The organism is Candidatus Protochlamydia phocaeensis (assembly GCF_001545115.1).
Taxonomy (GTDB): domain Bacteria; phylum Chlamydiota; class Chlamydiia; order Chlamydiales; family Parachlamydiaceae; genus Protochlamydia_A; species Protochlamydia_A phocaeensis.
Genome location: NZ_FCNU01000012.1, coordinates 62251 through 74567 on the forward strand (window position 1 = coordinate 62251; position 12317 = coordinate 74567).

At 39.1% G+C, this 12317-nt stretch carries 12 protein-coding genes; 6 read left to right on the plus strand and 6 right to left on the minus strand.

The features are described 5' to 3' along the window. Positions 1-189: 189 nt before the first annotated feature. The 5 genes from BN3769_RS05625 to BN3769_RS05645 form a co-directional block, all read right to left on the minus strand. A complete protein-coding gene (locus BN3769_RS05625) occupies positions 190-900 on the minus strand; it encodes an F-box protein (protein WP_068468465.1) in 711 nt (236 codons plus the stop codon). A 256-nt stretch (positions 901-1156) separates the two neighbouring features. Continuing rightward, a complete protein-coding gene (gene acpP, locus BN3769_RS05630; protein WP_068468467.1) occupies positions 1157-1393 on the minus strand; it encodes an acyl carrier protein in 237 nt (78 codons plus the stop codon). Positions 1394-1556: 163 nt separating this feature from the next. Next, positions 1557-2306 (minus strand): 3-oxoacyl-ACP reductase FabG, encoded by a 750-nt coding sequence (gene fabG / locus BN3769_RS05635; protein WP_068468469.1) that lies wholly within the window; start codon positions 2304-2306, stop codon positions 1557-1559. After that, positions 2303-3268, minus strand: a complete 966-nt coding sequence (gene fabD / locus BN3769_RS05640; RefSeq protein WP_068468471.1) for an ACP S-malonyltransferase — start codon at positions 3266-3268, stop codon at positions 2303-2305. Before fabD ends, fabG begins: the two co-directional genes overlap by 4 nt. 4 nt (positions 3269-3272) lie before the next feature. Then, positions 3273-4271, minus strand: coding sequence for a beta-ketoacyl-ACP synthase III (locus tag BN3769_RS05645; protein WP_068468473.1), 999 nt, complete (start codon positions 4269-4271; stop codon positions 3273-3275). A 456-nt stretch (positions 4272-4727) separates the two neighbouring features. Between BN3769_RS05645 and BN3769_RS05650 the strand changes: the two genes are divergently transcribed. From BN3769_RS05650 to BN3769_RS05665, 4 genes are all read left to right on the plus strand, one after another. After that, positions 4728-5960 (plus strand): transporter substrate-binding protein, encoded by a 1233-nt coding sequence (locus tag BN3769_RS05650; protein ID WP_068468475.1) that lies wholly within the window; start codon positions 4728-4730, stop codon positions 5958-5960. A 17-nt stretch (positions 5961-5977) separates the two neighbouring features. Then, positions 5978-8065 (plus strand): sensor histidine kinase, encoded by a 2088-nt coding sequence (locus tag BN3769_RS05655; protein ID WP_068468477.1) that lies wholly within the window; start codon positions 5978-5980, stop codon positions 8063-8065. A gap of 79 nt (positions 8066-8144) precedes the next feature. Beyond that, positions 8145-8549: a response regulator gene (locus BN3769_RS05660; RefSeq protein ID WP_068468479.1), complete on the plus strand. Its 405-nt coding sequence runs from the start codon at positions 8145-8147 to the stop codon at positions 8547-8549. After that, complete coding sequence (locus BN3769_RS05665; RefSeq protein ID WP_228840628.1) at positions 8536-9735, plus strand: PP2C family protein-serine/threonine phosphatase; 1200 nt, start codon at positions 8536-8538, stop codon at positions 9733-9735. The genes BN3769_RS05660 and BN3769_RS05665 overlap by 14 nt, the downstream gene beginning before the upstream one ends. On the opposite strand, the gene BN3769_RS05670 is transcribed toward BN3769_RS05665, so the two are convergent. Then, positions 9732-10733, minus strand: a complete 1002-nt coding sequence (locus tag BN3769_RS05670) for a hypothetical protein (RefSeq protein ID WP_068468480.1) — start codon at positions 10731-10733, stop codon at positions 9732-9734. The genes BN3769_RS05665 and BN3769_RS05670 overlap by 4 nt on opposite strands. Positions 10734-10919: 186 nt before the next feature. On the opposite strand from BN3769_RS05670, the gene recR reads away from it, so the two are divergent. Beyond that, complete coding sequence (gene recR / locus BN3769_RS05675; protein WP_068468483.1) at positions 10920-11516, plus strand: recombination mediator RecR; 597 nt, start codon at positions 10920-10922, stop codon at positions 11514-11516. 110 nt (positions 11517-11626) lie between these two features. Beyond that, positions 11627-12031 (plus strand): hypothetical protein, encoded by a 405-nt coding sequence (locus tag BN3769_RS05680; RefSeq protein ID WP_068468484.1) that lies wholly within the window; start codon positions 11627-11629, stop codon positions 12029-12031. Positions 12032-12317: the final 286 nt, after the last annotated feature.

Sequence of the window (12317 nt, forward strand, 5' to 3'; positions counted from 1 at the left end):
AGCTTAAGACACTGTCCACGATCTCAAATATGTCTGATTTACTGCCCAATTTTCTTAGAAATGTGGAAAAGTTTACCCGTTTAAATGAAATCTAAGGACAACATTCGAGGGTCTTTCACTCTAGAAAAAATGCAATGACTTTAAATTAGAAACAAGTCAAAATTTAACTCTATCAAACCTATAAAAGGTTTATTTTTTTTCTCGAAAAAGCTGGCGGCACATTATTTGAATGCGTTTGAGCCTACTAGAAGATCCAGACTGCCTGTCATCCCTTCTCACATTCGTGATTTCTTGTTCATTTATACGGTTTACAACCGGCATTCTAGTCGAGACAACCATAGCTTGAGTAAATTCATTATAGTGCTTTGTCAGAATTTCTATCTCTGTATTAGGCGCTCCCTTATTCTTCAAACTGATTGCCAACTCTTTAAACGCCATTAATTTATCTTGAGGATTAGGTAGCATATGAGCCATTTCTATTGCCCTGTTAATGCCAATTTTGCCTCTTTGAAATAAATTTAACATGATATGCTTTAAAGCCAGCGTTTTAGAAAAGGGCTTAGGTATCATATGGGCAACTTCTATAGATTTATCAATGAGGTCAAATCCCAACAATCTCAAGGCCAGTCTCCTAAGAGCTCCCGCTTGTTCGTCTTGATCTAAGACAGTTTTAATTCTTTCTAATTCTTTATCTGCTTTGGGAAGTTCTTGATGCTCGACTATATATTTTGACACCTCTCGCCAAGAATGGTTGACCTTACTGGCAGAATGCAGCTCTTGATAATTGAAACGCGAGAAAAGTATAATAAAAATGTCAGGCGGCAAAGCTTTATTTATCAATTCGCTTTCTAGAGGCGCATCATAGTATTTTTTTCTACTTACTCCATCTATATTATTCATTTTTCACCTTTTTTAAATTTATATTCATCTCCATTAAATTATTAATAAAAGCTTATTAAAAACAAACTAGAAATTACCTTCGATAACAAACAAAGATCAAACATTTTTTGAGAGGGATAGAAAAGCTAAAGAAGCGGTTTGAATTCGCGAAGACGATAGAAAATAAGCGACTTATTTTGCTCTTGACTGACAGTCGATCGACTGTCAGCAGAGCAAACGATCAAATAGCCAATTTCCTTTAACAATTAAGGAAGAATTACTGCGCTTTGCGCTTTTCTAGATAGTTAATTACATCGCGAACGGTTTTTAACTTTTCTGCATCTTCTTGTGAAATCTCGCAGCCAAAACGCTCCTCAAATGTCATAATGAGCTCTGTCAAATCTAATGAATCGGCGTTTAAATCTTCGACAAAAGATTTATCTGGTGTGACATCATCCTTGTCTACACCTAGTTGCTCAACAACTATATCAATGACTTCTTGTTCAATGGACATATAATTTCCTTCTAGTTAAGTCTCTCTTTACTTTGGCAAAGAAGACTGCTGGTTTAAATTAGCCTTATGTTCAATAATACATTGGAATGGAATATTTTCTTAAAAATAGGGATTTTAAATCAACAAATTCGATTAATTTATTAATTGCAAGCCCTATATAAAGTTACATTGTCATTCCCCCATCGACAGCAATAACTTGCCCAGTTATATAATTGGCAAGCGGACTTGCCAAGAAACAAACTAAATTGGCAATATCAGTTGGCTCTCCCATATATCCAAGTGGAATATCTTTAAGAATGGCCTCTTTTTGACTATCGGACAGAGATTCGGTCATTTTTGTGCAGATAAAGCCGGGCGCTATGCAGTTCACTAAAATACCTCTTGAAGCGACCTCTTTTGCCAAGGCTTTTGTAAATCCGATCATGCCGGCTTTGGAAGCCGCATAGTTAACCTGGCCGGCATTCCCCATCAATCCGACAACTGAGCTAATATTGATAATCCGTCCTTTTTTGGCCTTCATCATCGCACGAATAACTGCATGGCAAGTATTGTAGCAAGATTTTAAATTGATGTTCAGCACACGATCCCATTCTTCTTCTGACATCTTCATCAAGAGCTGATCGGCCGTAATTCCGGCATTATTGACGAGAATATCAATCGCCCCCATTTCCTCAGTCACTCTCTTAATTGCTTCCTCTACAGCTGACGTTTTAGCCACATCGACTTGATAAAAACGCGCTTCTTTTCCTGTGGAAAGGGCTTGAATTTCTGCTAAAACAGCTGCCCCCGTTTCTGCATTTGTTCCGAAAATGGCAACTTTTGCCCCTAGCTCAGCCAGCTTTAAAGCAATGGCTTTTCCAATTCCGGCATTCCCTCCGGTGACAACAGCGATTTGATCCGTTAATTGCTTCATTCTAACTCGCCCTCTTTTTCCAATTTCGTTAAAATGTCTAAATCTTCCACTTTCTCAATGGTAATTGTTTGCGCATTGATACCCATGCGTTTATTCATTCCCGCCAATGTTTTGCCCGGACCAAACTCGATGAACAAATCGACTCCTTGCTTATCCATGGCTCGAATTCCTTGTTCCCAACGGACAGAACTAGTGACTTGTTTGATCAAATTGCGCCGCACGGCTGGCAGATCTTGGACAAAGTCCCCCGGAACATTCATGACAAGCTGGGATGAGCCTTTTTCAAGGGGAACGCTCTCAATAAAAGGAGCAAGACGCTCTTCTGCCGGGCGCATGAGACCACTGTGAAAAGCTCCATGGACTTGCAAGGGAAGCACACGCTTGGCTCCCCGCGCTTTTACAGCTTCGCTTCCGGCTTCGATTCCCTTCATAGTCCCTGAGAGGACAATTTGGCCGGGGCAGTTATAATTCGCAATCCATAAATCATGGGGAAGATTGACTTCTTTCACACAGTCTTCTACTACAGCATTTTCAAGCCCGACGACAACAGCCATTGTTCCCTTTGTTTCTTCGCAGGCCGCATTCATAAATTCCCCTCTGTGATCGACAAGAGGAAGGGCATGCCGAAAAGGTAGCCACTCTCCGGCTGTTAAAGCCGAGTACTCCCCTAAACTTAATCCTGCACATGCAAAGGGTTTAAGATCATGGAGTTCTTGAACAACGCGCCAAATGGCCATGCTTGCCACATAAATGCCTGCTTGGCTATTTCTTGTTTGAGTTAAAAGATCTTCCGGACCATTTAAAATAAGGGAAGATAGCGAACGCTTTAGAAGGTCATCAGCTTCTTCCAATGCTAAACGGGCAGCAGAAAAATTATTAACAAAATCCTGAACCATTCCAGGGTATTGCGCTCCCTGTCCAGGAAAAATAAAGGCAATGCGACGATAACTTTTTTTATCCATACTTTTATCCTGTCACTTTGGTGAGGATGGAAGCCCCCCAGGTTAATCCGCCTCCAAATGCTGTTAGCAGGAGATGTTCTCCCTCTTCAAATTCTTGCTCTTGCATGAGTTCGTCTAAAGCAATGGCAATGCTGGAAGCTGAAGTATTACCATATTTATGAACAGTCTGATAGACTTTTGCTTCGGGAATATTAAAATTTTTAGCAATCGCATCAATAATTCGCTTATTGGCTTGATGAGGGACCAGCCAGCTGACATCGGTCTCCTCCAGTCCGGCTTGATTCAAGCAATCGCGCGCTGCAGCGCTCATGCGCCTGACCGCATGCTTAAAAACTTCATTGCCTGTCATTTTAAAATAATGCAGCCTTTCAGAAATTGTTTCATGAGAAGCGGGATGCCGCGATCCTCCGGCTGGAATAAGAACCAAATTGGCTAATTCCCCGTCTGCCCCAAGACAGATCGCATCAATACTTAAGCCTTCTCCCTCAGCTGCAATGATGGCCGCCGCCGCTCCATCCCCGAATAAAACGCAAGTGGAACGATCTTGATAATCAATAAATGCGGACATTTTCTCACTTGCCACAACGAGCACGTTTCGATAAATTTTTGATTCTATATAGGCTTTTGCTAAGGATAAGCCATAAAGAAACCCTGAGCAAGCCGCTTGAATATCCATTGCAGCTGCTTGCCGCGCCCCTATTTTTGCCTGTATTAAATTAGCTGTACTGGGAGAAATGTAATCGGGACTCATTGTTGCGACAATAATCATATCTAACTGATCGACTTGCAATCCCGCTGATTTTAAAGCTTTTTGGGCAGCCTGCGCTCCCATATCTGAAGGAAATTCATCGGGCGCAGCTAATCGCCGCTCGCGCATTCCGGTTCGAGATACAATCCACTCATCGTTTGTATCTACCATTTTTTCTAAATCTTTATTCGCCAAAATACGTTCGGGAAGATAAGAGCCTAAACCCGTTATGCGCGCTATTAAACGACTTGTCATGTCTATTTCCTTACAGTCCATTCTCTAAAGAGGCGTTTAGTATAGCAAACGTCTAAATAAATAAGAAGTCTCGCGGGCCGGTAAAATTTATTTAATTATTTTAAATCATTCAAAATAAGTTATCTCAATTTGGATAAGCGGACTAAACGAAAGGCAGCCCTACGCTAGGTCTTGTCCTTACTCAAAATTAAAGTTTAAGTTGTGTATGGTAAATTGAAGAGAATGGATTGCTAATGGCTTAATTCGCGTTCTTTTCTCTAGGAAGCAAGAGCGCCTTCTAGGGAGAGAATAACCTCAAATGCAAGCTTATAAGTTATTTAACGAACAACCTATTCATTTCTATTCTCTAAGAAAAGGTCATCGAATTGTTTGGGCTTTAAGCCATTTATATTTGGGAGAAACGATTCTTTATAATATATACATGATAATATCTACATACCAAATTATTATTCACATATGAAACTGCTCCTTGCAATCCTATTTATTTTATTGATTCTCCTTCAAATTAGTATTTTTTTATTTGATTTCCATTTTTTCTCCTCTCCTCTTCCCCCCTTTAAAGTCGGTCTTCTTTATTCAACCAGTGGATTTCGATCAAACAAAGAGACTCCCGCTTTGCAGGCAGCTTTAATGGCAATCGATGAAATTAATCAGAAAGGAGGCATCCTTGGAAGAAAAATTTTACCTGTGATTCGCGATGCCCAATCTGAATGGGAATCAACGGAAAAAGGCATCGAGTCCTTAATTCTAGAGGAAAAAGTAGCGGCCATCTTCGGAGGATGGACGCATCGGGGCTACTATGCAATTAAAGAATTGATAGAAAAACACCAGCATTTATTAATCAACCCCTTTCAATACGATGGCATTATCAGCTCTCCACATCTTATCTGGATTGGCATATCGCTCAATCAGCAAGTCGCTCCAACAATCGCTTATTGCATGCAGCATATCGGGCAGCATTTTTTCTTAGTGGGATCAGATATGATGAATTCTCACATCATTCATGTATTGGCTAAAGATCAAATCGCTTTATCTTCGGGAAAAATCGTTGGCGAAATATTTGCCCCGCTTCATGAAGACAAGCTGGACTCCATTGTTCAAGCCATTCTGAAAGCCAAGCCGGATGTGATATTATGTTCTTTAATAGGCAATGAAAATGCCCTCTTTTTCAAAAAATTAAAAGAAGCGGGCATTACAGCCGAAAAAACACCTACCTTCTCGTTTACCTTAACTGAAGTGCTTTTAGAAAATATAGATAGCGCTGATGTAGTTGGAAATTATGCGACATGGAATTACTTTGAATCTATTGACAATCCACTTAATCATCAATTTGTTCCTAATTTTTTAAAATTTTCTCAATCCAAACATGTAGATAGCACGTCGGAAGCAAGCTATCTTGGCATTAATTTATGGGCACAAGCTGTTAGAGAGGCTCAAACAACGGATATTCGCTCTTTGAGATATATTTTTGATAGCATGCTGATAGATGCCCCAGAGGGGCCTGTTTTCATGGATGTCAGAGGGCTTCATGCCTGGAGGCATATTCGCATTGGCAAAGTCGGGCCAGATAAGCAATTCGACATTATTTGGACTTCCAAATCGCCAATTCGCCCAACTCCTTTTCAAATCTATCATTCCCAAGAAGAATGGAAGGAGTTAACAGAAAAACTATACAACAAGAATCCCTAGCTTGCAGTTAAATCCTTATGCTTCGATCGAAATCTTTTCTATACAATCAAAGCCTCCACACTCAATTGATTCTATGGTTTTTCCTTATTGCTTTTCTTCCTTTAGGATGGACGACATTCATTTCTTATGAAGTCTCCAAAAAAATTATATTAAAGCAGGCGACTAATCATTTACAGGCTCTAAGCCTGCGCCAAGCTCAATTAATTGAGAACTATTTTCATGAAAAAGAGCGCAGTACCGCTTCTCTGGCTAGGGGAACAATTATTCCAAAGGCGATTAAAGATTTTGCAACAGCTTTAGCTAAATATGGGCAAGATTCTTCTGAATATAGAGCGGAAGAAAAACTGTATCGCCCCATTTTCACCTTTGAGGCGGAAACGCTTGGATATCGCAATCTTTTTTTAGTAACCAAAGAGGGAGAAATTGTTTTCTCGGCCTTTCCTTCTCTAATAAGAGTGGGTTCCAATTTATCGGATCCGCGTTATCCCATTAAAGAATTAAGCACAATCTTTTTAAATGCCCGAGACCTATTGGAAAGCGAAATTTCCCCGCTTATTTATTCGCCTCTACCCGCTTCACCCTCTTCCTATATTGCCACTCCGCTTATCGAGCAAAATAATATTATGGGAGTTCTATTAGCCCAAATAGATAATACGGCCATTTATAACCTTGTAGAAGATTATAATGGCTTAGGAGAGACAGGAGAAACACTTTTAGTCGATCAAGACGGCTCTGAAATTTTAACGATCACTCCACTGCGCCATTTAAGGGATATGAGCGCCATTCATGAAGTAGAGTCCAATAGCTCTTTCGGCCAGTTTATTCAACGCGTGCTCGAAGGAAAAAGATTAGTCGCTCAAGTTGTTGATTATAGAAACAAAGCGACTTTAATGGTGGGAAGGCATTTTGAGCCGTCTCTCCATTGGGGAATTATCACCAAAATGGATATGAATGAGCTTTTGGCCCCCATTAACCAACTTAAGTACTCTTCTTGGATTCTGGCCATTACAACTGCTATCATCGTTATCTTAATGGCCTCTAATGTAGCCAGAAATATTACCCACCCGCTTTTAGTTTTAACAAAAAAAACGCGTTTAATGGCAGCAGGAGACTTATCGCAACGTATAGATATCTCTACAAACAATGAAATAGGCCGTTTAGCGGCTTCTTTTAATGATATGGCGTCCCAGCTTGATAATATGGTTAAAAATCTTGATACACTGGTCGCCATGCGCACAGAAGAAGTTGAATTGCAAAATATTCAACTAGAAAGAACCATAGAAGAATTGCGGCAAACGCAAAACAGACTGATCACACAAGAGAAATTAGCTTCTTTAGGTGCGTTGACAGCAGGAATTGCCCACGAAATTAAAAACCCTTTAAATTTTATCAATAATTTTGCCGAGCTGTCTTTGGATATTCAGCAGGACATAGGAAAGCATCTAGACAGCTTGTCCTCTCTTATAACAAAAGAAGAGTTTAAGGAATTAGACGAGTTATTCCAAACTTTAAAACTTAATATTAGAAAAATTTTAGAACATGGAAAAAGAGCGGATAGCATCGTCTATAATATGCTTCAGCACTCCAGGGGAACACCTGGTGAAAAAGTCTTAATTAACCTCAATTCCCTATTAGATGAATACGTTACTTTATCTTATCATGGCATGCGGGCGCAAAATACAATCTTTAACGTTAAAATTGAGAAATACTATGATCCAACCTTGCCGCCTATTGCCGTCGTGCCTCAAGAAATGAGTCGCGTATTTCTCAATCTCCTCAATAATGCTTATTATTCTGTTTATCAAAAAAGCAAATCCATTAAAGATCCCTATACCCCCATTGTCCGAGTCTCAACGGAAAATCATCAAGATTTAGTGATCATTAAAATATGGGATAATGGAACAGGCATTCCTTATGAAGTCTTTCCCAAACTTTTTACTCCATTCTTTACGACTAAACCAACAGGAGAAGGAACAGGACTGGGACTATCTTTAAGCTATAACATTATTGTACAAGGACATAATGGAACGCTTATTGCCGAAACAGAGCCCGGACAATTTGCAGAATTCATCATTAGTCTTCCGACAGGAAAGAAACAGCATTGAAATTATAAAATATCCACGTTATACCAAGAATACACTAGAAATATGTATATAAAGCCATGCTTTACCCAAGTCCGTAACTGTGAATAAAAACTGTTTGAAAATCTTAATTGTAGATAGCGAAGAAGATAGCCATCTGCTTTTTAATCAACAGTTTAAAAATGAAATTAAAGCGAATCAGCTAAGCTTATATTATGCTCATTCATCGGAAGAGGCTTTATCATATTTAAGTAAAAATTTAAATCCTCGCCTTGTTTTCATTTTAGCGGATATTAGTATGCTCGGAATAAATGGTTTCGAACTTCTGAAAATAATTAAGCAACAATATCCTCACCTTCCCATTTATATGGCCATTGCTAACGAAAATCCAGAAAGCGGCAAATTAGCCAAGGAATTTGGCGCAGAGGAAATTCTTAGTAAACCTTTAAATTTTGCTTATTTAAAAAAAATGATTTTAAATTTTATCGAAAGACATGAATCAAATTGAACGGATTACAGAAATGGCTAAAATTCTTGTTGTTGATGACGAGCCAGATATTGAGCTGCTAATTAAACAAAAATTCGCTAAGCAGCTAAAATCCAAAGAAATAGAATTTGTATTTGCTTCAAATGGAGCAGAGGCTCTTCGAACATTACATCAAGACAAGGATATCAATGTCATTCTAACGGATATTAACATGCCTGAAATGGATGGCTTAGCCTTACTCTCCCATCTTCCTGAACTTAAGCGCATTTTTAAAGCCATCATTATTTCGGCCTATGGGGATATGTCTAATATTCGCAAAGCCATGAATCGAGGAGCATGTGATTTCATTACTAAACCTATTGATTTTAAAGATTTAGAAATCACCATTTTTAACGCTCTTGAGCAATGCTTAACTTTGAAGAAAGCAATGGAGGCCCAAGCCATGCTCTCCGATTTGGAGAAAGAACTGGCTATTGCTTATAACATTCAACAATCCATTATTCCTCACAACTTTAAACCTTTTCCCGGCCATGATAGCTTCGAAATCTTAGGAACAATGATACCAGCCAAGCATGTAGGAGGGGATTTTTTTGACTTTTTTCCTCTGGATTCCGAACGGTTAGGGTTCTTGATTGCCGATGTATCGGGAAAGGGGATTCCAGCGGCCCTTTTTATGGCTATGAGCCGGGCCATTATACGGACAGCAGCTTTAAAGGGAGCCTCTACCGAGGATTGTTTAAAAGAAGCCAATCGCATTTTATGCTTAGATAATGACACTTGCATGTTCGTGACAACTTTTTATGGGATTTTGAATATTAAAACAGGACATGTCCATTGTTCAAATGCAGGACATAATCCACCCTTTCTTTTAAAAGCCGATGGATCAATACAGGAAATTGCCCGTTATGAGGGCATCCCTTTAGGCATTTCCGAAAATACTTCTTATATTCAGCATCAAATGACTTTGGACAAAGGAGATTGCCTCATTCTTTACACAGACGGAATTACAGAGGCAATGAATACGCATCATGAATTATATGGAGAGGAAAGATTTATCAAATCCCTTCACGAATGGAAAAAGGAAACCTTATCCACGCTTATTTCTCACATTTTAGAAGATTTGTCCCGCTTCACCGCTGGAGCCCCTTATTCAGATGACATTACACTTTTATGTTTAAGGCAGCTTGCCTCTTCTTCCTCATCTTAAGAAACGGCTTTTTTGGCTTCTTCATAGGAATAAGAGGGCTTTGAAATGTGGTCAAAGACACTTATTTGCGGCGTAATAGGATCTCCTTGGTCAGTTTTGTCTGCCCAGTTTATATTAAGGTCTTCTTTTGAAATCATCACTTCCCGCTTATAAACAATATATTCAGGGTCAGTTGTTTTGATCCCTTCTCCATCGTTTAACGCGCTCACCTTAGCACTCTCAGCTAAGGCATAATCAACAACGATGCTTAGCTTGACTTGATTATCCTTTGTTATTTCAACCCGATATTCCAAGGCATGTCCTTCAAAGCCAAGTCCTGCAACAATTTTTTCATCGTCCGCATATTTTGACATAAGCGTTATTAATTCATCTGCCAAGCTGGCCTGGTTCATTAAAGCTGTTAAATTCTTAAGGCCTTGTTCCCCCAATTCATCTTGCATTTTCTTGCAGGCTTCAAATTGCTTGTCCGGATCCGTTCTTTCTTGCGTGGTCATTAAGAGCTTTCCTTCCCAATAAATATTCATCCGATTCAAATCCTTATAGAATTGGGCATTGACGCTAACAGTTTCCTGGCCATTAGTCAGCCTTTCTTGGCTATTATTTATTCCTTTACCTATCAAACTGTTGTGAATTGCTTCTTTTCCCAATTCACTTTCGAAGGTCTCTTTTCGAAGAGGAAATAGAGCAGGAAAAATTTTTCTCAGCACCTCTTTTATGCTCCCTAAATTTTCTGAGGCAGAAGAAAAAGGAAATGTCAATGCATGACCCACCTTAGCAAAAAAGGTGCTGATTTGCTCCTTAATAGTCGAAAAGAACGCCCTTATCCTCTCCTTTGTTTCGCTTTTGAAATTGGTTTGCACTCTACGCCCATTTGCCGTCTTACCTATTTGATCTGATAAAGTAGAGGCTTTTTCCACTGAAGACTCCGGACCCGTAAGAGGTGCCGCATCAGGAGTAGACACAGGCGGAATATTTGAATTATAAGAAGAAATAGGCATAATTATTACCTCCTTTAATAATCCATTTATTTTAATTATACCAATCCATTATTTAATAGAACAATCATCAACAAAAAAATCATTAAACTTAATAAACAAATTATTAAACCATAGATTTATTAATACAATTCTCTTTACAATCCTCTAACTTCTCTGTTAAAATCACGCTCTAAAATAAGAGATTATATGCATTATCCAGACCACCTTTTAAAGCTTATCCACGTTTTAAAAAAATTGCCCGGTGTAGGAAACAAAAGCGCAGAGCGCTTTGCTTTCCATCTTTTAACATGGCCGACTGAACAATTAAGCGAGCTAGGACATATTATCCAAGCAACCAAGGACAAGCTTCAACATTGTTCAATTTGCGGATGCTTAAAGGGGGAAGAAGCCTGTGTCTTTTGCGACTCTTCTAGAAGGGATGCGCAGATCCTTTGCGTCATTGCTTCTTCACGAGATGTGTTTGCAATTGAGGAAACGGGCGAATATCAAGGTTTATATCATGTCCTGGGCGGACTGCTTTCTCCCTTAGAGGGACGAGGGCCTGATAGGCTATCTTTAAAAAAATTAAAAGAGCGTATTATTTCTTTAAATGTTAAGGAAATTGTCATGGCATTGGATTCTACTCTAGAAGGAGATGCCACTTCCTTATTTCTCAAGCAGGAGCTAGCAGCCTATCCTGTTCATATTTCGCGGTTGGCTTTCGGCTTGCCCATGGGAAGTTCGCTTGATTATGTAGATGGCGGAACGCTTGCGCGCGCTTTAGCCGGAAGAAGTGTTTTTTAGAGAAACTATCCTAAAACCGCTAATGAATTAGATTTTTTTCCTATGAGAAAATCCTTTTGAAGCTAGGTTATTAGGACAACTTATTAGACGGCAATGCATTTTAGGAAAGTATGGATTCTAGAATTGCTTCATTAATATTAGCTGGCCTCCTTTCTTTTTCCCTCTTTTTTAGCTTCTTACAATCTTTTCATGTGCCTAATCCGCCAGCCCAGCCTTCCCCTTCTTTCCCTTCTAAAAGCCTTATTTCCCCTATATCCAAGCGCTTTTGCCCTCCCTCTCCTGAACGCCCTCAAATTCACTTTGTTTTAAGATCATCCTCTTTTTTATTTTTTTGGGTGTTCAAACCTTATTATCCCCCTTTTAACTTTCAAACCATTCCCCTATCCTTTTCTCAGAAAACCGCAACTGTCAGCTTTTATTTTTTGCATTTAATTCTTTTAAATTGCTCTTATCAATATTTGCGTTTAAATATCTTAAGATCGCAAGCCCATCCTCCGACTTTCTCATTCCTCTAAGAGGATGTATTAAAACCCATCATAATTGATAGGGGAGATTATTTTCTCCCTAAGGGACATAGGAAATAACGGACAATATTGAGCGATCTTCCAGCTATTTTCTATCGCTTTCTAGGAAAAAGAACTCGAATCTAGTCATTAGCGGTTTAATACACTCCCTTAGAGCCTGTTAAAAAACCTTATTTTCAATTATCCTTTATGAGGATTCATGAGAGGATTTTGAATGAGAAAGAAATATTCTAGCGATTTATCGGATGAGGAGTGGCAACTAATAGAACACTAATTA

What these genes read in the sequence shown, in the direction of transcription:
- BN3769_RS05655 (WP_068468477.1), top strand. Translation starts at nt 5,978, where the DNA reads ATGCTTCGATCGAAATCTTTTCTATACAATCAAAGCCTCCACACTCAA.
- BN3769_RS05645 (WP_068468473.1), bottom strand. Translation starts at nt 4,271, where the DNA reads ATGACAAGTCGTTTAATAGCGCGCATAACGGGTTTAGGCTCTTATCTT.
- recR (WP_068468483.1), top strand. Translation starts at nt 10,920, where the DNA reads ATGCATTATCCAGACCACCTTTTAAAGCTTATCCACGTTTTAAAAAAA.
- fabG (WP_068468469.1), bottom strand. Translation starts at nt 2,306, where the DNA reads ATGAAGCAATTAACGGATCAAATCGCTGTTGTCACCGGAGGGAATGCC.
- BN3769_RS05650 (WP_068468475.1), top strand. Translation starts at nt 4,728, where the DNA reads ATGAAACTGCTCCTTGCAATCCTATTTATTTTATTGATTCTCCTTCAA.
- fabD (WP_068468471.1), bottom strand. Translation starts at nt 3,268, where the DNA reads ATGGATAAAAAAAGTTATCGTCGCATTGCCTTTATTTTTCCTGGACAG.
- BN3769_RS05665 (WP_228840628.1), top strand. Translation starts at nt 8,536, where the DNA reads ATGAATCAAATTGAACGGATTACAGAAATGGCTAAAATTCTTGTTGTT.
- acpP (WP_068468467.1), bottom strand. Translation starts at nt 1,393, where the DNA reads ATGTCCATTGAACAAGAAGTCATTGATATAGTTGTTGAGCAACTAGGT.
- BN3769_RS05625 (WP_068468465.1), bottom strand. Translation starts at nt 900, where the DNA reads ATGAATAATATAGATGGAGTAAGTAGAAAAAAATACTATGATGCGCCT.
- BN3769_RS05670 (WP_068468480.1), bottom strand. Translation starts at nt 10,733, where the DNA reads ATGCCTATTTCTTCTTATAATTCAAATATTCCGCCTGTGTCTACTCCT.
- BN3769_RS05680 (WP_068468484.1), top strand. Translation starts at nt 11,627, where the DNA reads ATGGATTCTAGAATTGCTTCATTAATATTAGCTGGCCTCCTTTCTTTT.